Here is a 25952-nt window from a genome sequence, read left to right on the forward strand (position 1 = left end):
GTGCCGCTACAGCCAGCGCTTGGCGAAGGTGGCACCGTCCACCGGGCGACCGTAATGGAAGCCCTGCACGCTGGTGCAGCCCAGTGAACGCAGCGCCTCGGCCTGCTCGGGGCTCTCGACCCCTTCGGCCACGGTCAGCATGCCGAGGGTCTGGGCCATGGCGATGATGGTTTCCACGATGGCATGGTCGTGGCTGCTCTTGAGCATGTCCCGAACAAAGGACATGTCGATCTTGAGCGTATCGGCGGCGAAGCGCTTGAGGTAGGAGAGCGAGGAGTAGCCGGTGCCGAAGTCGTCGATGGCCAGGCCGATGCCCGCATCGCACAGGGTGCGGGTGATGCGCACGGTCTGCTCGGGGTTGCGCATCAGGCCGCTTTCGGTGAGTTCCAGGCCGAGCCGGCCGGGGCTGATGCGCGTGGCGATGCGCTGCACGTGCTCGGCCAGGCAGGGGTCGTCCATCTGCTGGGCCGACACATTGACGCACAGCCGCCCGGGAAAGGGGGTGCACTGAGCATCCCACTCTTGCAGCTGCTGGCAGGCCGTATCCAGCACCCACTCACCGAGCTGGAGCATCAGCCCCTGCTCTTCGGCAAGCGGTATGAAGGTGGCGGGGCTGACCTGGCCGAGTACCTCGTCCTGCCAGCGGCACAGCGCCTCGGCACCGACCAGCTTGCCGGTGGAGAGGCTGAACTGCGGCTGGAAGTGCAAGGTGAGCTCGCCCTGGTTCAGGGCATGCACGAAGCGCGCCTGCAGAAGCTCCCGCTGATGCAGCTCGTCGGCCATGGTGGTGCTGAAGAAGCGCGTGCGGTTGTTGTCACGCTTGGCGTGGTTGAGGGCGATGCTGGCGTGCTGGAACAGCGACTGGGCGTTGTCGGCATCGCGGGGAAACAGGGCAGCCCCGACGCTGGCCGATATCGAGAAGCAGCGCCCGGCAATCTGCAGCGGCTCGGCCAGGCAGTGGCGGTAGCGCTCGATGGCATGAGCCATGGCGGCAGGCCGGGTGTCGCTCAGCAGCACCATGAACTCATCGCCGCCCAGGCGTGCGACGAATTCGCCAAGCTCGGCCATGGCGCCGAAGCGCCCGGCAACTTCCGCCAGCACCTGGTCGCCGAATTCATGCCCCTGGGTGTCGTTGATCTGGCGAAAGCGCTGCAGGTCGAGGTAGAGCAGGCCGATATGGCTGCCTTGCAGCCTGGCCTGGTCGCAGGCCTCGGCCAGGCGATCCATGAAGCAGCGCCGGTTCGGCAGCCCCGTTACGCTGTCCCAGTGGACCAGCTGCTGGAGGCGGTAGTCGCTGTTGCGCTGTTTCTCCTCAGCCGCTCGCCGGGCCATCTCCACGCCTGCCTGGGCGGCGGCGATCCGCAGCACCTCTTGGGCGTAAGCGGGAAGCGCCAGGGGGCGGTTGCGCATGACCGCCAGCAGGCCAATGAGCGAACCGTCGGGTGCACGCAGCGGCAGTCCGATATAGCTCTGGGCGCCCAGCACGTGCAGCAGTTCGTCGGCGGGGAAGCGCTGGGCCAGGTTGTCGGGGAAGGTGCAGATGCGGTCGTGCAGCACATGCTCGCAGGGGGAGCCTGCCAGGGCATAGACGGCCGCCGGCTGCAGCGCGCCGCGGGACCAGAAGGCAACGGTGCGAATTGTGGGGCTTTCGGCCTGGATCTTGCCGATGACGACATGGTCGCCGTCGAGGATTGCTGCAAGTCGCTCGACCAGATGGTCGAGCGCCTGAGGAGTACCGGCTTTGCCCAAGCCATCAGCGAGCAGACGGAATGCGTCTTCGGGGGCCATCATGGGCGACAGCGGCTCCTTGGCATCATTATCGAGTGACTGAAATATGCACGAACCAGCATCACGATGCTAGTGGGCTTATGTTGCTGCCCTTTTCCCTGGGTGTCAGGTCGTTTTTCCTTAGGCGAATCAGCCAGGCGGTTCGCCGGGAAGCAGAGGCGGCCCGAAGGCCGCCCCAAGGTAGGTTCAGGCCCGTGGTTCGCTCATCAGTCCCTTGAGGATGGCGTAGCAACCCACCAACAGTACCAGCGTGAACGGAAGCCCGGTAGAGACGGCCATGGCCTGCAGGGCGACCAGCCCGCCGCCGAGCAGCAGGGCGATGGCGATGACGCCTTCGATGATGGCCCAGAATACTCGCTGCGGCTTGGGCGCATCGACCTTGCCGCCGGCGGTGATGGTGTCGATCACCAGCGAGCCTGAATCCGAGGAGGTGATGAAGAAAACCACCACCAGTACGATGCCGATGAAGGAGGTGATGGCACTGAGCGGCAGCTCGCCGAGCATCACGAACAGCTGCAGTTCGAGAGCCGCGTCGCGCACGCCCTCGACGCCATCGTTCACCAATTGGTCGATCGCCGTGCCGCCGAAGGCGGTCATCCACAGCACCGAGACCAGCGAGGGCACCAGCAGCACGGCGATCAGGAACTCGCGCACCGTGCGCCCGCGGCTGACCCGCGCGATGAACATGCCGACGAAGGGCGACCAGGAAATCCACCAGGCCCAGTAGAAGGCGGTCCAGCCCTGGGTGAAGTTGGCGTCTTCGCGGCCGAAGGGATTCGACAGGGCCGGCAGGTGGCGCAGGTAGCCGCCCAGGTTCTGGAAGAAGCCCGACAGGATCGCCAGCGTCGGGCCGACCAGCACGACGAACAGCAGCAGCAGCAAGGCGAGCCCCATGTTGATTTCAGAGAGGCGGCGGACCCCCTTGTCGACGCCTGCCACGATCGACAGGATGGCGACGGCGGTGATGCCGAGGATCAGCAGCACCATGGTGGCATTGGTGGCCGGTATGCCGAACAGCTGGCTGAGGCCGGCCGTGGCCTGGGAGGCGCCCAGCCCCAGCGAGGTGGCCAGACCGAACAGCGTGGCAAACACCGCCAGGATATCGATGACGTGGCCGGGCCAGCCCCATACCCGCTCGCCCAGCAGCGGATAGAAGATCGAGCGCATGGTCAGCGGCAAGCCCTTGTTGAACGAGAAGATGGCCAGGGCCAGGGCCACCACGGCGTAGATTGCCCACGGATGCAGGCCCCAGTGGAAGATGGTGGCGGCCATGCCGAGCCCGGTAGCCGCAGCGGTATCGCCTGCGGCCGCCCCCAGCGGTGCCCAGTCGGTGCGTACCCCGTCTTCCACGCTGGTACCGCCCAGAGCGGCGTTGAAATGGGACATCGGCTCGGATACGCCGTAGAACATCAGCCCGATGCCCATGCCGGCGGCGAACAGCATGGCGAACCAGCCGCTGTAGCTGAAATCCGGTGTGGCATGCATGCCGCCGATTCTCACCTTGCCCAGCGGTGAGACGATCAGGCCCAGGCAGAGCAGTACAAACAGGTTGCCGGCCAGTAGGAAGAACCACGCCAAGTGGCTGGTCAGCCAATTGCGCACCGCGTTGAACAGCGGCTCCACCTCGGTCTGCAGCGCCAGGGTGAGCACCACGAAAAAGACCGTGACCAGCGCGGAGATGGCGAACACCTTGCCGTGCAGATCGATGCTGAACCCTAGCCTGTCCGTCGCCAGGTTGTCCTGGCCAATGACGTAGTCGGTGTCGATTAGGTTGGCTGGGCCCTCTGGCGCCGGTACGCCTTCCGAAGGAGTCTCTTCGCTGCGGTTGTCGTGTGAAGACTCGTTCACTTTTTATTCCCCTGCAGGTCGTTGGTTGCGACATGGCGGGATCAGCTGCACCTGGTGGGCGGTACGGCAGGTGGAGCTTGCGTCGCGAGACGAGGCTGAGCAGCGTTGCATGCCATGCCATAGGAAGAGTGCGGCCGGACATGGTCGCTACATTTCTGCTGAACCTCCCGCCGCCTGATGCGACCGGTCGCTTTGCCGGTCATTGTTGAGATTTTCATTATACCGCAAAGCGGAGTGGCTTCCGACCGTAGCGGCCCGCCTGCCTGTGACAGTAAGGCCCATGTGTCACTTTGCGCCATCCGATAGAGAGGCGGAGGAGGCATTCATGGCGTCTTTCTGTTTTTATAAATGTTTGTTTATAAATAATTTTTATTTTTCATTGCTGCCGTTGGCACAACTCGTGCTACTTGTTGGGTGAAGACGGATCAACCAAGGGAGACCATCCGTATGAGCCACGATAAGCAATCAGGGTTTATGTCAAAGGGACGTTTGACAGCCTTGGCCTCGGCGATCGCACTGACGCTGGGTACGGTATCTCTGGCTGGCTGTGGCAATGACGATGATGACCTGCCGCCGGTCAATGAAGAGCGTCCTACCATCGAGGAGCAGGGCTCACCGATGCAAGACACCACGGCAGATCCTGGCCTTGACCAGACCAACACGGCCGGTGGTGATGGAAGCGAAGAGCCTGTTGGCAGCGTCCAGCAGCCTGAGGGTGATCAGTTCCCGCAGGAGGAAACGACGCCGCAGGCCGAGCAGGAACCGGTGCCGCAGGGCCAGCAGGATACGATGAATCCAGACGATGGCGGCCAAGACCCGTTGTTGCAGGATGAGGACGAGCAAGGCGGTATGTAATACGCCGCGCATCGATCTCAAGCTGTTGCCTGAGGCAACATCTGGCGACAGCCGAGGGTGAGAAGCCCTCCCACAAACAGTCGTTAACACGACGCTAGTAGGAGGAGAGGAACTATGATGTCCAAGGAATTTCTCAAGAAACTCGGCGTTTTGGGTGTAACCGTCGGCTTGACCGCGAGCCCCTTCGCAATGGCCCAGCAGGGCACGCAGCAGGACTCGCGTGCCGACAATATGCCGGAAGCCGTTCAGGGCGCGCCGGGTGCCGAGCCTACCCCGGGCACTGATGCCGCCGCGGGTACCGGCCCGGGCGCAGACCCGGATCGCATGGAAGGCGGCGTGGCGCCGGGCGATGCTGAGATGGGCACGCAGCAGGGTCAGGGTGCTGGTGTCGGGGCCGATACTGGCGTTGGCACGGGTGCCGGTGCTGGCGCAGGTGCTACCCAGCAGCAGCCGGGTACGGCCGAGAGCATGCCGGAAGCCGTTCAAGGTGCACCGGGCGCGGAGCCGACCCCCGGTACCGATGCCGCACCGCGCATGGGGCCTGGAGCCGACCCGACCGCCATGGATAACGGCGTAGCGCCGGGCTTCGATGGTCAAGATCAGCAAGGTCAGCAAGGCGGCTTCGACCAGGGCACCCAGCAGGGTGGCACCGATGCCTTCGAAGACCAGGGCACCCAGCAGGGCAGCGCCGGTGGCTTCGACCAGGGTACTCAGCAGGGTGAGGCCGGCTTCGGCCAGGGTACCCAGACCATGCCGGGCAACGACGGTTACGATGCGGACATGCCGCAAGAATTCGAGGAAGAAGAAGAGGAATACCCTATCGAGGACCATGACAAGGACCGCGATAAGGATAAGGATCGCTACTGATTGAAGTTCGAATGATGGAGGTTTGCGGCTCCGGCGGGATGCCGGAGCCGGTCAGGCTCATCGGGCAGGAAGCCCACGACCGCAAGGAGGCGGTAGAGCAAGGAGGCAACCTGGCGGCAAGGATGCAGCCACAAGGAAGCCACTCTGCGCAAGGAAGCGAAAGCAAGGATGCAGAGCCTGACCCTATCTGCGGGTGATCCTCCCGCCGGCTGCCCCCCTCCCCTTTGAGCCGTCGGCAGGATTGCATGGCGCACTTCGCCCCCGAACTCCCACGGGGGCTTTTTTATGTCGCCCTTTCTTGCTCTTGCTCTTGCTCTTGCTCTTGCTCTTGCTCTTGCTCTTGCTCGTCGTCTTGCTTGTGTTCTCTTTCAAGCCATCATGCTGACTTTTTCCCGCTACTCATCTTCTAATCGGCGATAGAGGGTGCGCCTGGCGATGCCGAGGATGTCCGCAGTTCTGCGCTTGTTGCCTCCGGTGGCTTCCAGCACTTTCTGGATATAGCGTTTTTCGACCTCCTCCAGGCTTGGCCAGCGCTGCTGGGGTAGGGCCACCAGCGCGCCGCCCTGGGGTTCGACCTGGGGTATGACCCGGCGATGTTCCTGTTCATACTGGCGGATGCGCTCGGGCAGGTCGGCGTGGCTCAGCACCCCTTCTTCGGCCAGGGTCACGGCCCGCATGATGGCGTTCTCGAGTTCGCGCACGTTGCCGGGGTAGGGGTATTCCAGCAGGGCATGCAGCGCCTCCGGCTCGACTTGCTCGATGCCCTTGCCCTGGCTGGCAGCGTGCTTTTCGATCAGCGCCGAGATCAGGCGCTCGATGTCGCCGTTGCGCTCGCGCAGGGGCGGTATACGCAGCGAGAAGGTTTCCAGGCGATAGAAGAGGTCGCTGCGAAAATTGCCATCCTCGATTTCTCGTTCCAGGTCGCGGTGGGTGGCAGCAATGATGCGCACGTCCACCGACTCTTCCTTCTCCGAGCCCACGGCCTTGATGGTCTTTTCCTGCAGCGCTCGCAGTAGTTTGGCCTGCAGGCCTGGCGACATCTCCCCGATCTCGTCGAGAAACAGGCTGCCGCCGTTGGCAGCTTGAAACAGGCCCTGGCGGGCATCGCTGGCGCCGGTAAAGGCCCCCTTCACGTGACCAAAGAATTCGCTCTCCATCAGCTCCGAGGGAATGCTGGCGCAGTTGATGGCCACGAACGGTCCCGTGTTGCGCTCGCTTTCGGCATGAATGGCGCGGGCCAGCAGCTCCTTGCCCGTGCCGCTCTCGCCGAGAATCAGAATGGGGGCGTCGCTCTTGGCCAGCCGGGCGGCATCGTGGAACAGGGTCTGCATCGGCTCGCTCTCGCCGACGATGCCGTGGAAATGGCCGGGCGGGCGGTCCTGGTGAAAGCGTTCGGCCAGGCGGTGATTCTCCAGCACGCGATAGACGGCCTCGCCGACGCTCTCCAGATCCAGCGGCTTGGTCAGGAAGTCGTCAGCGCCGATCTTCAGCGCCTCAACGGCCTGGTCGATGGTGCCGAAGGCAGTGATCACGATGAAGCCCAGTCGGCTGCCTTCGCTGCGCAGCTGTTCAAGCAGCTGCATGCCGCTCATGCCGGGCAGGCGAACGTCGCTAATGACCAGCGCCACGCGACTGTGGCTCAGGGTGGCCAAGGCTTCCTCTGCGCTGCTGGTGCCCAGGGTCTGATAGCCGGCTTCCTGCAGCTCTTCCTCGAGCAGCTCGAGAATGGCCGCGTCGTCCTCGACAATGAGAATCGGCAGTTCAGGTGGGTTGTGGTTTCCGTTCACTTGGCGACTCCTCCTAAGGCGGTATCGTTCAGCGGCAGCCCGACTTCAAAGCCTGCGCCGCCCAGTTCGCTGTCGAAGACGCCAACCGTACCGCCGTGATCATTGATGATGCGATGCACCATGGAGAGCCCGAGGCCGCTTCCCTGGCCGACGGGCTTGGTGGTGAAGAAAGGGTCGAACACCCGGGACTGGTTTTCCGCCGCAATGCCTGGCCCGTCATCCTCGACCCACAGGGTCAGCCAGCTATCGTCATGCCGGCACGTGATCCTTACGCGGCTGACGCCCTTGGCCTGGGCCGCGTTGCGCAGCAGGTTGGTGAGCACTTGCACCAGCTGCTGGCCGTTGGCCAGCAGTTCCGGGGTAGGCGAGGGCAGGTCCAGCTCCAGATCAATGGCATTCTGCTCAAGGTCCTCCTCAACCAGGCTGCAGCTGGTGTTGACCAGCTCGCTGAGCGACAGCGGCGCCTTCTCGACGTTGTGGCGGCGGCCCAGTTCCATAAGCTGGCGCACGATCTCGACGATGCGCTCCACCTCGCCGCGAATCCGGCCGAGCCGGGCGCGCTCGTCGTCGCCGATGCGCTCACGGCGCGAGAGGCGCTGGGCCTGGCCGTTGATCACGGTAAGCGGAGCGCCGATCTCGTGCGCCACCCCTGCGGCCAGCACGCCGAGCTCGGCCAGCTTCTTCGACTTGCGCAGGCGCTTCTCCAGTTCGATCTCCTTGCGGCGGCGGGCCTCGATATCGGCATCCTTCTCGACCATGGCGTCCAGCATGCCGTTGAGCGCCGTGGCCAGCCGCTTGTACTCCTGCGGGCCTTCGACCACGGCGCGCTGGCGGCGGTCGCCCTCTTCGACGCGCTGCATGACCGCCAGCAGCCGCTCGAGCGGCCGTTCGATGTGGCGACGAAAGCCCCACCAGATGCCGAACACGATGCCGCTGGCGCCGATGATGAAGGCCAGCAGGGCAAGCTGGCTGAGCACCCCGGTGTAATTTTCGATCCCGGTATTGAGGCGATTGACCTGCAGCACGCCATGCACCTCGCCGGTGGGTGAGGTGAGCGGCTTCAGCACCGAGTAGTAGTGCCAGCCTTCGTGCTCGCGGTAGGCCGCGCGCATTTCGCGGTGCTCGGCGACATCGCGGATGACCTGGGGGCTGAACAGGGCCTGCCCCAGCCCCAGCCCATAGATCTCCTGGCCGTTGGGGTCGAATACATAGGCGCCATAGATACGGTGGAAGGAGAACGCCGAATAGAGCGACTCCTCCAGCGGTTCGGCGGCGTCACGGCTCAGGGAGTGGCTGAGGGTGGTGCCGATCACGTTGGTGATGACCTGCACTTCGCGCTCCAGGCGCGAACGCACGTTGTCCTCGAGCGACTTGATGGCCACCAGGCTAAAGATCAACAGCACCAGGAACAGCGGTGCAATGACCGTGAGAATGATGAGATTGCGTAGGCGCATGTGGGCTCGCCGGCTGGTCGGGAGAAGTCGGCGCCGCCGAAAGGGGCGGTGCCGTGGCGGTCATTCGGTTGGTACCAGTCGGTACAGGCTGCCCTGTGCGGCGTCGTCGAGCAGATAGATGGCCCCGTCCGGCCCCTGTCGAACGTCGCGGATGCGCCCGATCTGGCCATCCAGCACGATCTCACTGGCGGTGACCTGTCCGTTCTCGATCACCAGACGCTGCAGTTGTTCGCTGCGCAGGCCGCCGGCCAGCAGATGGTGTTCCCAGGCGGGGAAGGTGTCCCCGCTGACCTGGGTCAGGCCGGATGGCGCGAAGCGCCCCTCGAAGACGTGCACGGGCTCGCGCATGCCGGGCAGCGAGCGCTCGCCGATGGGGGCACGCGTGGCGTAGTCCGCTCCCTGGCTCACCTCGGGCCAGCCGTAGTTCTCGCCGGCCATCAGGTGGTTGAGTTCGTCGCCGCCCAGCGGGCCGTGCTCGGTGGCCCAGGCCTCGCCCTGGGCGTCGACGATCAGGCCCTGGATGTTGCGGTTGCCGAGCGTGAAGAGCTCATCGAGGGCGTCGTCGTCGATGAAGGGGTTGTCGGTGGGAGCCTGCCCGGTGGCCGTCAGGCGCAGCACGCTGCCGGCATGATCGTCGCTTGCCTGGGCGCGCTCCGGCGACTGGCCACGGTCGCCGATGCTCATCAGCAGGGTGCCGTCGGGCCGCCAGGCAAGGCGGGAACCATAGTGGCGGCCGGGGCTGGAGTAGCGTGACTGTTCGAACAGGGTCTCGACGTCAGTCAGGCTCGTTTCGGCGAGCCGAGCGCGGCTCAGCGCGGTGGCAGTGCGGCCGCTGTCGGGCTTGCTCCAGGTGAAGTAGATCCAGTCGTTTTCGCCATCGCCATAGTCGGGATGCAGGGCGAGATCGAGCAGCCCGCCCTGGCCATGGGCGTGCACCTCGGGGACTCCGCCTAGGTGGATGATTTCGCCGCCGGGTTCGACCAGTGCCAGTCGTCCGGCACGCTCGCTGACCAAGTAGCGCCCATCCGGCAGGAAGGCCAGCGCCCAGGGGTTCTCGAATCCGCTGGCGAGTCGCTCCAGGCGCAGGTCATGGTGTTCGGTGGAGATGGGCGCTTCGATGAGTTCGGCGGCCTGAGCGGTGGCGGCTCCTGCCATCAGCGGGGCCAGTAGCCATTTGCATGACGCATGCATCCCGTCGTTCTCCCTTTGTTGATGTTCCGCTATCAGGATAGTGACTCCCCGGCGGCGTGGGTGTTCCGATCACCCAGCGTTGGCTCGTGACGCAGCCTGCCCGCATGCTACAGCAACAGCGCCAGCAATATCGGCAGATAGAGCAGCGATAGCAGCGTGGAGCAGAACACCAGGCTGGCGACATACTCCGGCTCGCGACCGGCACGCTGCGCGAACAGGTAGTTGAATACCGCCACCGGCATACTCATCTGCAGCACCAGGATGCTCAGTGCTAGCGGCGGCAGCTGCAGCAGGCTGCCGATGCCCCAGGCCAGCAACGCGGCCAGCGGCAGGCGCAGCAGGCTGAAGCCCACGCCGGACGACAGGCTCTTCACCTGGATGCTGGCCAGTGAGACACCCAGCGTGATCAGCATCAGCGGCACGGTGAAACCCGAGATCAGCTCCACGCTGTTGTAGAGCCAGCGCGGCAGCGTGGTATCGGTCAATAGCAGCGTCAAGGCGAGCAGGATGGCATAGACGGTGGGCGTGCGGGCGAGGGTTTTCAACGGGCTGCCCTGGCTCGACAGCACCGCGCCCAGGGTGAATTGGAACAGCGATACCGTCACCATCACAGTAATGCCGAAGGCGAACCCAGCGCTGCCGAAGGCGTACAACACCACCGGCAGGCCCATGTTGCCCGTGTTGGGATACATCATCGGTGCCAGCAGCACGCGCCAATCGCGCTGCAGCAGCCTGGCTACGATGAAGGTGGCGCCTCCCAAGGTAATCATCACCAGGGCAGTGGCGAGCATGGTGCGGCCGAAGCTGCCGGCGTCGATCTCGGCCCCGGCGAGAGAGGCCAGCACGAGCGCCGGGGTGCCGATGTTGAACACCAGCCGGGTGACGAACTCGACGGGATAAGGATGCCCCAGGCGAATCCAGGTAAAGCCGAGCCCGGCGCCTGCAAGAACGGGCGCCATCACGGCGAAGAGGTTGGCGAGCATGGCATCCTCGAAAGATAAGCAGGCGAAACATTGTCGTGAATCATGCCCGGCCGATGCAAGCGCTCACTCCGCGGCGGGCATTTTGTCCTGCAAGCCGGGCTTGGCGTGAGCCGCTCCGGGGCCTGCCGAGCTGTGCCGCTTGCGGTTGCGCACAGGCGAACATGTCGTTCGGCGTTGGCTCGACGTTTTTGAGGGTGAGATTGATTAACATTCGTTGCCTGCCAACTCTCTCTAGGAAACCCCATGTCATCGATCTCTCGTACGCTATGGCTGCTCTTGCTGTCCGGCTCCCTGGCGGCTCCCGTTGCACAGGCCATGGAGCCGCTGCGGGTGGCCGGCCCACGCCTGGATGATCCCCAGGCACCGATCTTCACCTCCTTCACCGAGGCCACCGGCATTGCCGTGGCGCTGGTGACCCTGCCCATGGACGAGCTCGCGGCGGCCCTGGCCGAGAGCGCGCAGCACGGGGTGGAGCCTCCCGTCGATGTGCTGATGGTCGTCGACAGCGGCACCATCCAAGGCCAGGTGGCGGAAGGCTGGTTCCAGCCGGTTGAGTCCACGCGGCTGGCTGAGCGCGTGCCTGAAGGGCTGCGTGATCTCGCGGCGGGGTGGATCGGCTATGCGACCCGCGCGCGGGTGATCTACGTCAACCCCGACAAGCTGGCGTGGGTTCCGCAGAGCTACGAAGCGCTGGCCGACAAGCGCCTGGCCGGCCGGCTGTGCCTCGGCAATGGCCGTTCGCCCTATAACGCGTCGCTGGTAAGCTCGATGCTAGCGCATCACGGCGAGGCCGGCGCCGAGGTTTGGGGCGAGGCGCTGATGGCGAACCTGGCCCAGCCGACCGGCGGCCGTGACGGCGAGCTGCTGCGCGCCGTGGCTGAACCCGGTGAGTGCGCCGTGACCCTGGCCAACCACTACTATTACCTGCGCATGCTGGCCTCGGACGACGCCGAGGAACGGGCCTTGGCCGAGCAACTCGAGTTGATCTGGCCCAACCAGCAGGGCGAAGGGCTTGAGGGGCGTGGCGCTTACCGCAACGTGGCTGGATTCGCCATGGTGCGTGGCACTCCCCATGCCGAGGCGGCGCTGCGCTTCCTCGAGCATACCGCCGGGGACGAGGTGCAGCGTGACGTGGCCGAAGGGATCTTCTACCCGGTCGTCGAGGGCGTGAGCGACGTCGAGGCCGAGCGCCAGCTCGGGGAAGCGCGCATGGATGCCATCGCGATGCCCGAGCTGGGCCGCCACTACCCGGCGGCTGTTGCGTTGCTGGAACGGCTCGGCTGGCAGTAACGCCATGGTGGGGGAGGCGGCTCTCGGGTAAGCTTCGCTGGCTAACGACAAGGACACGCGAATGACGACTTCCGCCTCTCCCAACAGCTTCCACGCGCTGGTGCGCCTGCTGCGCTATGCGCGCGGCTACCGACGCCGCATCGTTGCCGCCACCACCTGCTCGGTGATCAACAAGATCTTCGACATCGCACCGGAGATCCTCATCGGCGTGGCCATCGACGTGGTGGTCAACCAGGAGCGCAGCTTCGTCGCCCGGCTCGGCTTCACCACGCCCCAGGAGCAGATCCTGGTGCTCGCCGTGCTTACCTTCTTCATCTGGGCCGGCGAGTCCATCTTCGAATATCTCTACAAGATCCTGTGGCGCAACCTGGCCCAGCGGCTGCAGGCCGACATGCGCCTGGACACCTATGAGCACGCCCAGCGTCTCGACATGGCCTACTTCGAGTCGAAGAGTTCGGGCCAGCTGGTGGCGACCATGAACGACGACGTCAACCAGCTCGAACGCTTTCTGGACGGCGGCGCCAACTCGCTGATCCAGGTCGGCGTCACCGTGGTGGCGGTAGGCGCGGTGTTCTTCGTCATCTCGCCCTTGATCGCGCTGCTCGCCTTCACGCCGATCCCGCTGATCATCTGGGGCGCCTTCTTCTTCCAGCGCAAGGCCGGCCCGCTCTACGCCGACGTGCGCGAGAAGGTCGGCGATCTCGCCAGCCGGCTCTCCAACAACCTGGCCGGCATCGCCACCATCAAGAGCTTCACCAGCGAGGCGCGCGAGGCCGAGCGGCTGCGCACGGTCAGTGAGGCCTACGTAGAAGCCAACCGTCGCGCCATCCGGGTCAGCTCCGCTTTCATCCCGGTGATCCGCATGGCGATCCTGGCCGGCTTTCTGGCCACCTTCACCGTGGGCGGCATGCTGGCGCTGCGCGGCGACCTCAACGTGGGCGCCTACGGCGTGCTGGTGTTCCTCACCCAGCGCCTGCTGTGGCCGCTCACCGGCCTCGCCGAGGTGATCGACCTGTTTGAACGCGCCATGGCCAGCACGCGGCGCATCCTCGACCTGCTGGCGGTACCGATCACGGTGAAGGACAACGAAGGCCAGCCGCTGGCCGAGCCGGTGCGCGGCGAGGTGAGCTTCAGTGATATCAGCTTCCGCTATGCGGCCAGCGGCGTCGGCGTCGATGGCATCAGCTTGCACGTGCCCGCCGGCAACACCCTGGCCCTGGTGGGCGCCACCGGCTCCGGCAAGTCGACCCTGATGAAACTGCTGCTGCGCTTCTACGACCCCTCGGCCGGCGAGGTGCGCATCGATGGCCAACCGATCGCCGAGGTCAGTCTCGAATCGCTGCGCCGTGCCATCGGTCTGGTGAGTCAGGATGTCTATCTGTTCGAGGGTTCGATCCGCGACAACATCGCCTATGGCAAGCCCGACGCCTCTGAGGAGGCGGTGATCGAGGCGGCGCGCACCGCTGAAGCGTGGGAGTTCATCCAGGCGCTGCCGCAGGGGCTCGATACCCCCGTGGGCGAGCGCGGCGTGCGCCTCTCCGGTGGCCAGCGTCAGCGGCTTTCCCTGGCCCGGGCGCTGCTCAAGAACCCACCGATCCTGGTGCTCGACGAGGCCACCAGCGCGGTGGACAACGAGACCGAGGCGGCCATCCAGCGCTCGCTGGCCAAGATCGGTCACGGTCGCACCGTGATCATGATCGCTCACCGGCTCTCCACCATCGTTCACGCCGACGAGATCGTGGTCGTCGACGGCGGGCGGGTGGTGGAGCAGGGCAGCCATGCCGAGCTGCTCGAGCGCGGTGGCCGCTACGCCGCGCAGTGGCGGGTGCAGACCGGCGCGCTGACGGCCAGTTTCCGCGAAGGAGAGATCAGCGATGCATGATTTTCCCGCGCTGGCCGGGGTGATCGCGCAAGGCCGGGCTTGGGTTGGCGGTACGTGGCGTTGGCACGTCGAGCCGGGCGCTGCGCGAAGCATGCAGTCTTCATTACTACAACAAGGGCTTGGCCGGCTCATGCCGGGCCGAGCCCTTGGCGGTATTGCGTTTCTCAGCGCTTGATCAATACGGCATCCAGGCTGACCGGCACGTCATCACCGATCTGCTCATAGCCAAGCAGCAGCATCACCGTGCGCAGGGAGGCGTCAGCCATCAGGGCCTGGCCGTCGAGCGAGACCCGCTCGGCGTTGGTGACCTGAACCTGCCCGCTGCCGGTTTTGGTGAAGCGCACCGGCAGCGACTCCTCGCGCACAACATTGCCCGACTGGACCCGCATCGTCAGGGTTTCCACCAACGAATCCCCCACCGTCAGCCGCTCCAGCCGCTCCGGCGGGAACTGGGTGGTCAGAGTGGCCATGGGCCGCTCGGTTAGGCCGGAGAGCCAGGGCGGCAGCGGCCCCAGCCGCTCCACCACGTCGCTCTGATTGAGCCGCAGCGGCAGCTGTAGGGTGCCGCTGGCATCCGCGCTGCCGGAGAGTCGACGCACCTCGTGCTGGCGTGGTACCGGGCCATCGGGTGTGATCTGCATGACGGTGGCAGATACGCGTGAGTGCTCGGGAGCCAGCTCCCAGGCCGCCAGCGGCAGGGTGGAAGCACCCAAGGCCAGCATGGAAAAAGAGGACAATAAGCGTTTCATGGACGGCGTATCTCCTGGAGCGAAAAGGCTCACCCCAAAGACACGCCAAACGCCGGGAAGTGCCCGGCACAGCGGCGCGAATTTGCCGCCGCCCAGGCTCTGGCCACACCCACCAGCTTTCGCTATCATACGGCGGCGCAATGCAGGGCCTATAGCTCAGTTGGTTAGAGCAGGGGACTCATAATCCCTTGGTCGCTGGTTCGAGTCCAGCTGGGCCCACCATCCTCTGTTACCTTCTCGATCTACTGCTATTCGGCAAGTTCATGGCTCTTGCCCAGTTACCATGCGCAATGTGGCTTCGCTGGTTTTTAGCATTCAATGGCGGGTTACAAAGCTCCCGAACAGCTCCATCGCCACTCGATAGGCCGCCGGGAGCTAAGGGACGATTTCGTCACCCATCACTGCATCATCATCGCGCTTCCTTCCTCGGGCTTGCGCCGCTTGCTTCCATCAGCGTGTCACCCGTTCCAAAAGAGGGCGGCTTTTCGACGACGCCCGCAAGATAGCGTCGGGCGAGCACGGCACACGCCATCAGCTGGATCTGGTGAAAGATCAATAGCGGTAACAGCATCGGGCCCAGCGCGGCGCCGGGGAACAGAACCTGGGCCATGGGCACGCCCGTGGCCATGCTTTTCTTGGAAGCGCAGAACACGATGGTCACTTCATCGTCGCGGCTGAAACGCAGCCACTGGGCCAGTCGAGTCGTCAGCCACAGGACCAGGGCGAGCAGCACGCAGCAGACCAGGGTCAGGCTGAGCAGTGCGGTCGGGGATACGCTGTGCCACAGCCCGGAGACGACCGAAGCGCTGAAGGCGGTATAGACCACCAGCAGGATCGAGCCTTGGTCCACCCCGGTGAGCCAGTGTCGGTTGCGCTCTACCCAGACGCCAATCACCGGCCGGGCGAGATGGCCCGCGACAAACGGGAGCAGTAGCTGAAGACTGATCTTGCCAACGGAATCGACGAGGGCAATGCTGTTGCCGGCGTCCTGAGCATCCAACAGCCACATCAGCAGCAGCGGGGTGAGCAGAATGCCGATGAGGCTGGAGGAGGAGGCGCTGCAGATCGCCGCAGGCACGTTGCCACGTGCCAGGGATGTGAAGGCGATGGCCGATTGGACGGTACCCGGCAGCACGCACAGGTAGAGCACCCCCAGGGCCAGCTGCTCGCCCAGCAGTGGGCTCAGCAGGGGGTGCAGCAGCAGGCCGATCAGCGGAAAGGCACCGAAGGTAAACACGAAGATGACGAGATGCAGGCGCCAATGGGTCGCACCGGCAATGATCGCCTGGCGTGACAGCTTGGCGCTATGCAGAAAGAAGAGCAGGGCGATGGCCGCCTGGGTCAGCAGTTCGAAGCCGCTGGCCGCCGCTCCTCGCGCCGGCAGCAGGCTGGCGATGAGCACGACCGCGATCAGGATCAGGGTGAAGGCATCGAGATTCGCCTTGAGGGTTTTCAACATGATCGATGCTCCTAGGTGGAAAGCTTTTCCACAAGATCATATCCTCATGTCGTCAGGAGCTTTTGCGGATATCGGAAGTGATTCGTCGAGAAACGGACATGCTGGCCGCCCTTGCTGCCTTGTCACGGCTGCCAAGGCCGCTCTATGGCAGTGAGCACTCGCTTCCCAACCAGGCGATCGGCCATCCCCACCGCCATCCCTGGGCACAGCTCTCCCATGCCCTGCGCGGCACCCTGCGTGTGGAGACCGAGCGCGGGCATTTCCTGGCTCCTCCAGGCCAGGCGGCCTGGGTGCCGGCGGGCATGCGTCATGCGGTGCGCTGTTCACCGGGTACCGTCATCCGTAGCCTCTACGTCGCGGCTGATGCCGTTCCCTCCTTGAGCCAACGCTGCCGCGTGCTGCGTATCGATGCGCTGCTGCGAGAGCTGATCCAGGCCTTCAGCCAACTACCGGAAGCGTATGACGAGAGCGGGGCGGATGGCCGGTTGGCCGCGGTCCTGATCGACCGGCTGGCAGTGGCCGAAGAGGCCGGTATCAGGCTGCCCTGGCCGGAAGATCCTCGCCTGCAGGCACTTTGCCGCCATCTTCAGGCGCGCCCCGACGACCGCGCCGGACTGGAGGAGCATGCTGAACGCTTCGGGGTATCAGGGCGCACGCTTAGTCGCTGGTTTCTCGCCCAGACCGGGCTGAACTTTCGGCAATGGCGCAAGCGCTGTCGCGTGATTGCCGCCTTGCCGCTGCTGGAACGAGGGGAGCGCGTCACGGATGCCGCGCTGGCGTGCGGCTACGACAGCTTGTCCGCTTTTATTGCCGCCTTTCATGAACAGCTTGGGGTTCCGCCCGGCGCCTTCCAGCAGGAGGGGGGCGCGGGTGGGTGACAGCGACGCCCGCTCTTACAAGCCAGGCGCCGCCACAAGGTGGCGCCTGGTGGTGCGGTCAGGGTGGGCTCAGGCGGCTACCAGGCCCGCCTTTTTCGCTGCGTTGGGCGCAGTGCCCAGGGTGAGGGTAACCGCAGGGACGGGTGCCTGGGCCTCTGTCAGCTTGAACCTGGCAACGGCTTCATCCAGGCGCTGCGCTTCGGCCTGGAGCTGGCTGGCGGCCAGGCTGGCCTGCTCGACCAGGGTGGCGTTCTGCTGGGTGGTGTGATCCATGTCGCCTACCGCGGTGTTGACCTCGCCAATGCCGGCACGCTGCTCGTTGGAAGCCATGGCGATCTCATCCACCAAGGCGTTTACCCGCTGTACCGAGGTCATGATCGAGGCCATGGTGCTGCTGGCGCTGTCGGCCTGCTGGGTGCCGGCCTCTACCTGACGCACGGCAGTCTCGATCAGCTGGCGAATCTCCGTGGCGGCGTCGGCGCTGCGCGTGGCGAGGTTGCGGACTTCATTGGCCACCACCGCAAAGCCTCGACCGTGTTCACCGGCACGAGCCGCTTCCACCGAGGCATTCAAGGCCAGAATGTTGGTTTGAAAGGTGATGGAGTCGATCAATCCGATGATCTCCGTGACCTGCTGCGAGCTTTCGCGGATCTCCTGCATCCCGAGCACCACGTGAGCCACGACGTCGCCCCCTTCATGGGCCCGCTCGGCCGCCTCCCGGGCCATGGCGCTAGCCAGCGAGGCATTCTCGCTGTTGCGCTCCATCGTGGACGCCATTTCTTCCATGCTCGACGCCGTTTCTGACAAGGAGGCGGACTGGCGCTCGGTACGCGCCGCGAGGTCGCGGTTGCCGCTGGCGATTTCGCGTGAGTGGGCAAGGATCTCCGCGCTGCTGTCGCGCACCGTGACCACGGTGGAGGCCAGGCCCTGCTGCATCGCGGCAAGGGCCGCGTAAAGTTTGCCGATCTCATTTCTGCCGTGGGTCTCGATGGTCGCAGAGAGGTCGCCGGCGGCCATGCGCTGGAAGTGCTGCACAATGCGCTCCAGGGGACGAATCAAGTTGGCGCTCATGCCTCGGTAGACGACGCCGATCACCGCCAGGGCAATGAGGAAGACGAAGACGATCACCCGCTGTGCGGTCGTGACCACCGAGCCGAAGCTCTCCGCTCGTGCAGCCCCTTCGGCCTCCACCTGGTGAAAGAAACCCACGGCAGCCTGATAGAAACTGGCGTTCTGCGTGGCGGCCCGCTCACGCAGTGCCCGGTAGCCGGCAAGATCGCCGCTGGCCAGCGCTTCGGCCTGTGGCCGCAAGCTGTTCTCCAGTAGGGCATGGAAACTGGCTTCAATGGGGCCCATCAGCTGCGCATGCTCGGAGCGAACGGGCAGCTCGAGAAAGAGGCTGAAGATGCTGGCCACTTCATCGAGCTGCGCGCTGAGCCGCTGGGCGTCGGCCTGGATAGCGGCGTTGCCGGTGCCACTGACCTCACGGGAGCGTTCGAGCAGCGCTTCATAAACGTCGGCCATGTCGATGCGGGTGCTCAGCAGCACCGAGTTGGCCCGGTTGAGTGCGGCCTGTTGGGTGACGTTCACCGCGCTGAAGGTATCGAAGTTGCGCTGGCTATGCTGAACGGCATAGAGCCCCATGGCACTCAGGGCGATCAACAGGCAAAGAAAGGTGAGCAGGACCAGCGTCCAGCTCATTCTGACGGAAAGGTGGTTCAGGCTTTTCACTTCTTACTCCTGGTGGCCCTGGACGGGGCGCAAGATGCATCGCGTGGAAACGAAGGCTCGGCCCCGGGGGCCGAGCCGGTCTCAGCTGCTGCTGGCGTTACCAGCCGAGCCTTCCTGCCGATGGGAGCGAAGTGAGGACTCGCGGGCTTGAAGGGGGCTGCAGTCGGCGCTGTCATCGGTGCGGGCCATGAGCTCGCGCTCGCGCTCCTCGTCGGCCAGGGTGACCCTGGGCAGCAGCAGATTGAGGCTGAACGCGGTAATGGCCGCCACTACGATGGGTGAGCCGCCGATCACGCTTTGTATCCAGGTGGGGAGCTGCGCTATCGCTTCGGGCACCTGGGCAATGCCGAGGCTCAGCGCCAGCGACAGGCCGACGATGGTCATGTTGCGAGCCGAAAGCTCATCCTTGATCAGCAGCTTGATGCCGGTCATGGTGATCATGCCGAAGACGATGACCGTGGCACCGCCGAGCACGGGATAGGGGATGGTCGTTACCAGGGCGCTGAACTTGGGGCTGAACCCGGCCAGCAGCATGAAGCCACCGGCGAGCGCCAGCACGAAGCGGCTGATCACGCGGGTCATTGCCACGATGCCGACATTCTGGCTGAAGGTGGCGGTGGGCAGGGCGCCGAAGAAGGCGCTCAGCGCGGTGGTCAAGCCGTTGCCCAGCAGGCCGCCGGTGAGTTCACGCGTCTTCAGCTCGCGGTTCATGCCGCCCACGGTGGTGGCGGAAAGATCGCCGATGGTCTGCACCGAGTTGATCACGCAGATAATCACCATGGCGATGATTGCCGAGGTATGAAACTCCAGCTCGAAGGGCATGAACTGCGGTACTGCCACCCAGCCGGCTTCGGCCACCGACTCGAAGCTGACCATGCCGAGCAGCAGCGACAGCAGGTAGCCCACCACGATGCCGACGATGATGGCCGAGAGCTTCACCACGCCCTTGCCGAACTGCGAGGCGATCAGCACCGTGGTCAGGGTGACCAGGGCCACGAACCAGTTGATCGGCTCGCCGAAGCCAGGCGCTTGTACGTTGCCGCTTCCCGCCATGTAGCGAATCGCGATGTCGTAGAGCGACAGCCCGATTACCAGTACCACAGTGCCGGCGACCACCGGTGGAAACAGGTGGCGGATGTACTGAATGAAGTAGCCCACCACGAGCATGCTGATGCCGCCGATGAGCTGGGCGCCGAGGATGCCGGCAATGCCGAACTGACTGCCCACGGCGATCAGCGTTGGCACATAGGCGAAGCCCACGCCGAAGATGGCCGGCAGGCGGGCGCCGAATTTCCAGAAGCCATAGAGCTGAAACAGCGTACTGACGCCTGACGCCAGGACGGCGACCTGAATCAATAGGAGTCGCTCCTCCACGCTGGCGCCTATCACGCCTGCCACGATGATGGGCGGCGTGATGACCCCGGCGATCATCGCCAGTACATGCTGCAGCGAGAGGGGCAGGGCCTTGCCTAGGGACGGCCTGCCGTGAAAGTCAAAGATGGAGGCGTTGACTTGCTTGGGCATAGGATTTCCGATCTGTTCTTGGAATTGTATTACTTAGTGAGCTGCTAATGACTACCGTAGCCTATAAAATTGTATACTAAAATCCTTTTTTCGTATCCTGTGCAGCCTGGCAGGCACCTCTGTCGCCTGCAGCGCGCTCACAAGCGCAACGGCCGCCCTATGGAGAGCGGCCGTTGCGTACGTGGCACAAGCAGGTCGACGGCACTCAGGGCCAGCGCAGGTCCACCGCGATCGGGTCGTGGTCGGAGGAGCGGAAGGGGTCGGGACGGAAGTAGGCTGCCGCATTGTCCGGTGCGGCGTAGCCGAGGAACGGGGGCTCGTCGGCGTTGATCGGCCACGGCTGCACCGCTGCCACCGCCGCGGCCAGCCCGGGGCTGGCCATGGCATGATCCAGATAGCCCGACTCACCGCGGAACACATAGGTATAGCGTTGTTCCGGCGGCAGCCTTGCGGCCATCAGGTCGACCATGCCCGTGCCGGTCAGGGTTCGAATCGGGTCCTCGGCACCGTAGGCGTTGAGATCACCCAGCAGCAGCAGGGACGATTGCCCTTCGGCCGCAGCCAGGCGGCCTAAAAAAGCGTTCAAGGCCTGGGCCTGTTCCACCCGACGCTGGTTCCAGCAGCCCTGGCCGCGGTCGATATCGCCCCGGGGCGGGCAGCCGGTCTTCGACTTGAAGTGCGCGGTGACAACCCCGAACGTCGAACCACCTTCCGCCCTGCGGAAGAAGGCCGCCAGCGGCGGGCGGTGGTGGGCTGGATGGGGGTCGGCGTGGAGCTCGCTCACGGCCTCGACCCGGTCGGGCCGGTAGAGCAGGGCAAGCTTGATGGCATCGCTGCCGCGGTCGACACTGCCGCCGACCGCACGATAGCGGACCCCGGTGCGCTCGCTGAGCTGCTCGACCAGGTCGGCGAGTGCGCGCGGGTCGTTCTCTACTTCCACCAGCGCGAGGATGTCGGCCTGCAGGCCCGCTACCGCCGCGGCGAGCTTGGCCCGCTGGCGCTCCAGCGCGGCGGCACTCTCGGCGCCGCGCTGGCCCAGGGTGACGAAATAGTTCTCGACGTTGAACGTTGCCACGCGCAGGTGGTCACCCGGTTCGGGCAAGGGCGCCGGGCGCGGGTTGGCGGCCACGAAGCGTGGCTCGAGGGTCGGGTGCAGACGGTAGGCGTCGAAGGCGTGGGTTAGTATCCCTGTCAGGCCCTGTACGGTGCTGCCGACGCGTCGGCTGCCGTTCTCGTCCACGTAGGGGATGGGGCTCGGAGAGGCGCGGTAGCTGCCGTCGTCGAGCTCGAGAATGTCCCGCGGCTGGGGCTCGTCGGGCGTATTCGTGGGGCGGAACAGGCGGTTGGCGGCCAGTCTCAGGGTGCCGTAGCGGCCAAGCTCGTAGTTGCCGGTCACGGTCAGCGGCTGAGGAAACGTGAGCAGCAGCCCTTCCTTGCGTGACAGCTGCTCGTTGCTGAGCGGCCATGCTACCGGCAGCGGTTCAGGCAGCCGGTCGCCGACGCAGGTCTCGATCCGCTCGACCCGCTGCAACTGGGTCTGGCCGCGGTACTCGCCGGTGCGGGCATGCAGCTGCAGGTGAGCACCGGGGACGATGAGCCCGGCCTGGTTCGGCGAAGGCTGCGGCAGGTAGACGAACAGGCCGACGGGGCCATGCTCGGTCGCCTGCTGCAGGTAGAAGCCATTGAGCCGTTCGCGGCCGAGAAACTCGCCGGTCACCACTCCGTCGACGATCACTTCCTGGCCGGAGGGCAGGGCCGGGCGCTTGTCGATACCTTTGACGACGGCCAGGTCGGCGCTGGACGGGACGGGGCAGCTGGCCGACGCCGGTGCGCTTGTCAGCAGCAGGGACATCAGCCACGCCAGGGCGGCCAGGGGAAGGTGCCGCCCCTTGCCGCATGGGCGGGGCTGGGAACTATCGGTCAGTAAGAAAGGCATGTCCCGGCGCTCGCTAGAGACCAGTAGAGGGGGCATTTCGCCCCTTTGGCCGCTGTGGGGGTCTCGGTCAGCTGGGTTTGTTGCCGAGTGCCTGCAGCTGTTCTGCGCTCAGCGCGAGCTCCTCGTTTCGGTTGACGCCGATGCCGCGCTCGATGATGCCCCTGGCGATCTGCTGGGCTTCTTCGAGCGAGTGCATCACGAAGGTGCCGCACTGGTACTCGTTGAGCTCCGGAATGTCTTCCATCCGCTTGACGTTCAGCACATCCTGCATGGCGGCAAGCCAGGCGTCACCGACGCGTTTCTCGCTGGGGCTGCCCAGCAGGCTCATGTAGAAGCCCGTGCGACAGCCCATGGGGGAGATGTCGATGATCTCCACGTCGCTGCCATTGAGGTGGTTGCGCATGAACCCGGCGAACAGGTGCTCCAGGGTGTGGATGCCTTTCTCGCCCATCATGTCTTCGTTCGGCTTGTTGAAGCGCAGGTCGAACACCGTGATGGTGTCGCCGGAAGGCGATGTCATGGTCTTGGCGACGCGGACCGCCGGGGCGTTCATGATCGTGTGGTCGACGGTGAAACTATCCAGTAACGGCATGCTCGACTCTCTCTTCCAGCCAGGTTGCGAAGCCCTTCATGGTAGCAGAATGACGTCGCAATGGCCGCCTGCGCAAGGCGGCGGCCTTCTCAAGCGCCTGTTCAGCCCGCCTTCCTGTTGATATCCATCTTGGCCAGCTTGCTCAGCTTGTCGTCAGCCGCCTTCTCTTCCTTGAGCGTTTCGGCCAGGATCTGCTTGGCTTGCGTATGGCCCAGTTGTTCGGCCAGTTCGCAGAGCGTTCCGTAGGCGGCGATCTCGAAGTGCTCGACCTTCTGGGCGGAAGCGATCAGCCCGGCATCGCGAACCGGCCCCTTCTCGGTGGCATCGACCAGATCCTCGGCCTCCTGGATCAGGCTCTCCATGGCATGGCACTTGAGGCGCTTCACGCGCACTTCGGGAATCGAATCGGCGGCCTGTTCGATGCGCTCCAGCTGGCCCTGGGTCTCCTCAAGGTGCTCCTTGAAGGCTTCCACCAGCTTCTGGTCGTCGGCGGCCCGTGCCATCTTGGGCAGCGCGCGCGTCATTTGCTTCTCGGCACTGTTGGCCTCGGACAGTAGGCGGATAAACAGTTCCTGAGCGTTCTTGATGACCATGAGGTGCCTCCTCTTACGTTGAACAACGTCCGTTTTCCTTCACGGTCCACCTAACGTAGCAGGCGCATCGCGTCACGTTCTTTGCCGTTTGGCGAAGATATGTAGGGAACTGCAATGCTTGCCGGATCCGGCCGCCGCGCTGCTGCCGCATCCGGTTCGCATCCCCCGGCGCTTGCTTCTATAAATTGTGTCAGCACAGGACGCTCGCAGGTATTGAAGGGAGATACGAATGGATGCCATCTGGAAACTGGGCAGCAAGGGTGTGGCGCAGTACGCACCGCTGGATCGGGACATGTCGGTCGATGTCGTGGTGATCGGGGCTGGCATTACCGGCCTGACCACTGCCATGGCGCTGGCCGAGGCCGGACAGCATGTGATGGTGCTGGAGGCGCTGTCGGTCGGGGCGGGAGTCACGGGGGGTTCTACCGGAAATCTCTATGCCACCTTGGCGTCCGGGCAGGCGCCGCTTCGCCGCAAGTGGGGTGATGAGGTGGCCCGTGAGGTAGTGAAGGCCCGCGCCGAGGCGGTGGACGACATCGAAGCTATGGTGGATCGGCTGGGCATTGATTGCCAGTTCAAGCGCCAACCGGCCTTTCGCCTGCTCAATGACGATCGCCAGAGCACCCAGCATGACCTCAACGACGAGCTGGACGCCTTGATCAGCGCGGGGCTCGATGCCGAACGGGTCGATGCCACGGCGCTGCCGTTCGACAACTGGGGAATTCGCATTTCCAATCAGGCGCAGTTCAACCCCCTGCACTACGTGCAGGGGCTGGCCAATGCCGCGATCCGTCAAGGCGTGGTGGTGCACCCGCACACGCCGGTTAGGGCGGTGGATGCCAGGCAGGGTATCGTGACGACCGACCGTGGCCAGGTGACGGCGCGGGAGATCGTCTTTGCCACCCACACTCCCAAGGGCATCAACCTGCTGCAGGCAGGCATGCTGGTGTCGCGGGAGTACGCGGTGGCCGCTCGCCTGCGCAGCGGCGACTATCCGGAAGGCATCTTTTGGGTGCTGGACCCCTTCCACTCGCTGCGCAGCTACCATTACCAGGACGAGCGCTACCTGATCGTGATCGGCGAGAAGCACAAGACGGGTGAGCACCACGCGGACCACTACCAGCAGCTGCGCGACTACCTCTCGGCGCATTTCGATATCGCCGCCTTCACCCACCAATGGTCCGCCCAGCAGTACAGCTCGCCCGATGGGCTGCCTTACATCGGTCGCGTGCATGGGCATGACCATCTCTACATGGCCACCGGCTTCGCCGCCGACGGCCTGGTGTGGGGCACGCTGGCCGGCCAAATCATCGCCGACCAGGTCATGGGCAGCGATAGCCCTTGGGCGGCGCGCTTCGGCGCCCGGCGTATCACGCCCGGAAAGTCGGCGCTGCAGTACGCCAAGGAGAACGCCACGGTCACCAAGCACATGGTCAAGGACTACCTGGGCACGGCCAAGCTGGAGGATTTCGACGATATTGTCGCCGGCGAAGGGCGGGTGGCCACGGTAGATGGCGAGAAGCTGGCCATTCACCGCAACAGCGCCGGCGAGCTAAAGGTGCTGTCGGCAGTCTGCCCGCACATGAAGTGCATCGTGCACTGGAACGGCGCCGAATCGACCTGGGACTGCCCCTGCCATGGCAGCCGCTTCGATATCGACGGGGAGGTGTTGGAAGGGCCTGCCTTTCATGCGCTGGAGCGCAAGTACAACAACGGCGATCGGCAAGGCTGAGCGTACCTCAGCCGGCGCGGCGCCCTTCAGCGGGTGAGCAAGCCCTGGCGGCGTTCGGGTGGCGTGCGCAGCCAGAGCGCCAGCAGTGCCACTGCAAGCAGGAGTTCGGCCAGGTCACCGCCGTAATACATCCACTGGGCGGCGGCCTGGATCTCCGCCACGCTGTGGCCGGTGCCGCGTGGCCAGTGGTAGCCGTACATTAGCTTGCCCAGCAGGGCGTGGGCGGCCATGGAGAGGAACAGCACCCCCAGGCGAAAGTGCAGGCTGAGCCGGTGGGGCGAAGCATCGGGAGCTGCCAGGATCGCCCAGCAGAAGAGATAGCCCGCCACCAGGAAGTGCAGGTGTACCCAGTGGTGCAGGAGGGCGTGGTGCAGCGAGAGGGCATATAGTGGGGTGAGGTAGAGCAGGTACATGCCGCCGATGTTGAGCAGCAGGGCGCTTAGCGGGTGCGATACGACGCGAACCGGCACGCTGCCAAGCCAGGCGGCAACTCGGCGTGCAGCCGCCTGTGGCAGGGCGCGCAGCAGCAAAGTCACGGGGGCGGCCAGCACCCAGGCCAGCGGTGCCAGCATGCCCAGCACCAGGTGCAGGGCCATGTGGCTGTTCAGGTCGTGATGCGCCCGGCTCATCATGGGAGGCGCCAGGGCCAGGATAACCAGCAGGCTGCCCAGGACGAAGAAGGCGCTGCGCCAGTGGCTCCAGGGGTTGCCTAGCCGCCGTTGTCGCCGCGCAGCCAGCAGGTAGGCTACGGTGACCAGGCAGGCGAGGGCAAGGGGCAGCCAGGCCAGCAGCGCTGTGTCGTTGGTGTGCATG

At 64.9% G+C, this 25952-nt stretch carries 20 protein-coding genes and 1 tRNA gene; 7 read left to right on the plus strand and 14 right to left on the minus strand.

What is annotated here, in order from left to right; translation table 11 throughout:
* Nucleotides 1–6: 6 nt before the first annotated feature.
* Together ACT7B3_RS03860 and ACT7B3_RS03865 are read right to left on the minus strand one after the other, a co-directional pair.
* Nucleotides 7–1791 (minus strand): putative bifunctional diguanylate cyclase/phosphodiesterase, encoded by a 1785-nt coding sequence (locus tag ACT7B3_RS03860; protein WP_445156901.1) that lies wholly within the window; start codon nt 1789–1791, stop codon nt 7–9.
* Nucleotides 1792–1974: 183 nt separating this feature from the next.
* The gene (locus tag ACT7B3_RS03865; protein ID WP_445156902.1) at nt 1975–3636 is read right to left on the minus strand and encodes a BCCT family transporter; all 1662 of its coding nucleotides are present in this window, start codon (nt 3634–3636) and stop codon (nt 1975–1977) included.
* Nucleotides 3637–4083: 447 nt separating this feature from the next.
* Here ACT7B3_RS03865 and ACT7B3_RS03870 point away from each other — a divergent pair, with 447 nt between their 5' ends.
* Together ACT7B3_RS03870 and ACT7B3_RS03875 are read left to right on the plus strand one after the other, a co-directional pair.
* Nucleotides 4084–4491, plus strand: coding sequence for a hypothetical protein (locus tag ACT7B3_RS03870; RefSeq protein WP_445156903.1), 408 nt, complete (start codon nt 4084–4086; stop codon nt 4489–4491).
* Between the two features lie 117 nt (nt 4492–4608).
* Complete coding sequence (locus ACT7B3_RS03875; RefSeq protein ID WP_445156904.1) at nt 4609–5358, plus strand: hypothetical protein; 750 nt, start codon at nt 4609–4611, stop codon at nt 5356–5358.
* Nucleotides 5359–5753: 395 nt separating this feature from the next.
* Here the strand turns inward: ACT7B3_RS03875 and ACT7B3_RS03880 are convergent, their stop codons facing one another.
* From ACT7B3_RS03880 to ACT7B3_RS03895, 4 genes are all read right to left on the minus strand, one after another.
* Complete coding sequence (locus tag ACT7B3_RS03880) at nt 5754–7145, minus strand: sigma-54-dependent transcriptional regulator (protein WP_445156905.1); 1392 nt, start codon at nt 7143–7145, stop codon at nt 5754–5756.
* A complete protein-coding gene (locus ACT7B3_RS03885) occupies nt 7142–8599 on the minus strand; it encodes an ATP-binding protein (RefSeq protein WP_445156906.1) in 1458 nt (485 codons plus the stop codon). The genes ACT7B3_RS03880 and ACT7B3_RS03885 overlap by 4 nt, the downstream gene beginning before the upstream one ends.
* Before the next feature lie 60 nt (nt 8600–8659).
* Nucleotides 8660–9790, minus strand: a complete 1131-nt coding sequence (locus ACT7B3_RS03890) for a PQQ-dependent sugar dehydrogenase (protein ID WP_445156907.1) — start codon at nt 9788–9790, stop codon at nt 8660–8662.
* A gap of 107 nt (nt 9791–9897) precedes the next feature.
* Entirely contained in the window at nt 9898–10773 is an 876-nt protein-coding gene (locus ACT7B3_RS03895) for an AEC family transporter (protein WP_445156908.1), read from the minus strand.
* A gap of 243 nt (nt 10774–11016) precedes the next feature.
* Here ACT7B3_RS03895 and ACT7B3_RS03900 point away from each other — a divergent pair, with 243 nt between their 5' ends.
* The gene (locus tag ACT7B3_RS03900) at nt 11017–12063 is read left to right on the plus strand and encodes an extracellular solute-binding protein (RefSeq protein WP_445156909.1); all 1047 of its coding nucleotides are present in this window, start codon (nt 11017–11019) and stop codon (nt 12061–12063) included.
* 61 nt (nt 12064–12124) lie between these two features.
* Nucleotides 12125–13945, plus strand: a complete 1821-nt coding sequence (locus ACT7B3_RS03905) for an ABC transporter ATP-binding protein (RefSeq protein WP_445156910.1) — start codon at nt 12125–12127, stop codon at nt 13943–13945.
* Nucleotides 13946–14109: 164 nt separating this feature from the next.
* On the opposite strand, the gene ACT7B3_RS03910 is transcribed toward ACT7B3_RS03905, so the two are convergent.
* Complete coding sequence (locus ACT7B3_RS03910; RefSeq protein WP_445156911.1) at nt 14110–14694, minus strand: YceI family protein; 585 nt, start codon at nt 14692–14694, stop codon at nt 14110–14112.
* A gap of 145 nt (nt 14695–14839) precedes the next feature.
* On the opposite strand from ACT7B3_RS03910, the gene ACT7B3_RS03915 reads away from it, so the two are divergent.
* Nucleotides 14840–14916 (plus strand) — tRNA-Ile (locus ACT7B3_RS03915).
* A 187-nt stretch (nt 14917–15103) separates the two neighbouring features.
* Here ACT7B3_RS03915 and ACT7B3_RS03920 read toward each other — a convergent pair.
* The gene (locus ACT7B3_RS03920) at nt 15104–16153 is read right to left on the minus strand and encodes a bile acid:sodium symporter family protein (RefSeq protein ID WP_445156912.1); all 1050 of its coding nucleotides are present in this window, start codon (nt 16151–16153) and stop codon (nt 15104–15106) included.
* Between the two features lie 98 nt (nt 16154–16251).
* Between ACT7B3_RS03920 and ACT7B3_RS03925 the strand changes: the two genes are divergently transcribed.
* The gene (locus tag ACT7B3_RS03925; protein ID WP_445156913.1) at nt 16252–17031 is read left to right on the plus strand and encodes a helix-turn-helix domain-containing protein; all 780 of its coding nucleotides are present in this window, start codon (nt 16252–16254) and stop codon (nt 17029–17031) included.
* Nucleotides 17032–17100: 69 nt separating this feature from the next.
* Here the strand turns inward: ACT7B3_RS03925 and ACT7B3_RS03930 are convergent, their stop codons facing one another.
* The 5 genes from ACT7B3_RS03930 to ACT7B3_RS03950 all read right to left on the minus strand — a co-directional run bounded on the left by ACT7B3_RS03930 (nt 17101) and on the right by ACT7B3_RS03950 (nt 23407).
* Nucleotides 17101–18762, minus strand: a complete 1662-nt coding sequence (locus ACT7B3_RS03930) for a methyl-accepting chemotaxis protein (RefSeq protein WP_444678291.1) — start codon at nt 18760–18762, stop codon at nt 17101–17103.
* A gap of 81 nt (nt 18763–18843) precedes the next feature.
* The gene (locus ACT7B3_RS03935) at nt 18844–20286 is read right to left on the minus strand and encodes a uracil-xanthine permease family protein (RefSeq protein ID WP_445156914.1); all 1443 of its coding nucleotides are present in this window, start codon (nt 20284–20286) and stop codon (nt 18844–18846) included.
* Nucleotides 20287–20491: 205 nt separating this feature from the next.
* Nucleotides 20492–22222, minus strand: a complete 1731-nt coding sequence (locus ACT7B3_RS03940; RefSeq protein ID WP_445156915.1) for an ExeM/NucH family extracellular endonuclease — start codon at nt 22220–22222, stop codon at nt 20492–20494.
* 67 nt (nt 22223–22289) lie between these two features.
* Nucleotides 22290–22814, minus strand: coding sequence for an S-ribosylhomocysteine lyase (gene luxS / locus ACT7B3_RS03945; protein WP_444678289.1), 525 nt, complete (start codon nt 22812–22814; stop codon nt 22290–22292).
* Between the two features lie 101 nt (nt 22815–22915).
* Nucleotides 22916–23407, minus strand: coding sequence for a YciE/YciF ferroxidase family protein (locus tag ACT7B3_RS03950; protein WP_444678288.1), 492 nt, complete (start codon nt 23405–23407; stop codon nt 22916–22918).
* Between the two features lie 229 nt (nt 23408–23636).
* On the opposite strand from ACT7B3_RS03950, the gene ACT7B3_RS03955 reads away from it, so the two are divergent.
* A complete protein-coding gene (locus tag ACT7B3_RS03955) occupies nt 23637–25139 on the plus strand; it encodes an FAD-dependent oxidoreductase (RefSeq protein WP_445156916.1) in 1503 nt (500 codons plus the stop codon).
* 26 nt (nt 25140–25165) lie between these two features.
* Here ACT7B3_RS03955 and ACT7B3_RS03960 read toward each other — a convergent pair whose 3' ends face one another.
* Nucleotides 25166–25951: a cytochrome c oxidase assembly protein gene (locus tag ACT7B3_RS03960; protein ID WP_445156917.1), complete on the minus strand. Its 786-nt coding sequence runs from the start codon at nt 25949–25951 to the stop codon at nt 25166–25168.
* Nucleotide 25952 lies beyond the last annotated feature (1 nt).

This window comes from Halomonas sp. E14, assembly GCF_052568415.1.

Bases quoted from the DNA above. Each gene is read 5' to 3' on its own strand.
- ACT7B3_RS03895 (WP_445156908.1), bottom strand. From the start codon at position 10,773: ATGCTCGCCAACCTCTTCGCCGTGATGGCGCCCGTTCTTGCAGGCGCC.
- luxS (WP_444678289.1), bottom strand. From the start codon at position 22,814: ATGCCGTTACTGGATAGTTTCACCGTCGACCACACGATCATGAACGCC.
- ACT7B3_RS03960 (WP_445156917.1), bottom strand. From the start codon at position 25,951: ATGCACACCAACGACACAGCGCTGCTGGCCTGGCTGCCCCTTGCCCTC.
- ACT7B3_RS03925 (WP_445156913.1), top strand. From the start codon at position 16,252: ATGCTGGCCGCCCTTGCTGCCTTGTCACGGCTGCCAAGGCCGCTCTAT.
- ACT7B3_RS03910 (WP_445156911.1), bottom strand. From the start codon at position 14,694: ATGAAACGCTTATTGTCCTCTTTTTCCATGCTGGCCTTGGGTGCTTCC.
- ACT7B3_RS03935 (WP_445156914.1), bottom strand. From the start codon at position 20,286: ATGCCCAAGCAAGTCAACGCCTCCATCTTTGACTTTCACGGCAGGCCG.
- ACT7B3_RS03870 (WP_445156903.1), top strand. From the start codon at position 4,084: ATGAGCCACGATAAGCAATCAGGGTTTATGTCAAAGGGACGTTTGACA.
- ACT7B3_RS03890 (WP_445156907.1), bottom strand. From the start codon at position 9,790: ATGCATGCGTCATGCAAATGGCTACTGGCCCCGCTGATGGCAGGAGCC.
- ACT7B3_RS03875 (WP_445156904.1), top strand. From the start codon at position 4,609: ATGTCCAAGGAATTTCTCAAGAAACTCGGCGTTTTGGGTGTAACCGTC.
- ACT7B3_RS03955 (WP_445156916.1), top strand. From the start codon at position 23,637: ATGGATGCCATCTGGAAACTGGGCAGCAAGGGTGTGGCGCAGTACGCA.
- ACT7B3_RS03950 (WP_444678288.1), bottom strand. From the start codon at position 23,407: ATGGTCATCAAGAACGCTCAGGAACTGTTTATCCGCCTACTGTCCGAG.
- ACT7B3_RS03920 (WP_445156912.1), bottom strand. From the start codon at position 16,153: ATGTTGAAAACCCTCAAGGCGAATCTCGATGCCTTCACCCTGATCCTG.
- ACT7B3_RS03905 (WP_445156910.1), top strand. From the start codon at position 12,125: ATGACGACTTCCGCCTCTCCCAACAGCTTCCACGCGCTGGTGCGCCTG.
- ACT7B3_RS03885 (WP_445156906.1), bottom strand. From the start codon at position 8,599: ATGCGCCTACGCAATCTCATCATTCTCACGGTCATTGCACCGCTGTTC.
- ACT7B3_RS03940 (WP_445156915.1), bottom strand. From the start codon at position 22,222: ATGCCTTTCTTACTGACCGATAGTTCCCAGCCCCGCCCATGCGGCAAG.
- ACT7B3_RS03900 (WP_445156909.1), top strand. From the start codon at position 11,017: ATGTCATCGATCTCTCGTACGCTATGGCTGCTCTTGCTGTCCGGCTCC.
- ACT7B3_RS03860 (WP_445156901.1), bottom strand. From the start codon at position 1,791: ATGATGGCCCCCGAAGACGCATTCCGTCTGCTCGCTGATGGCTTGGGC.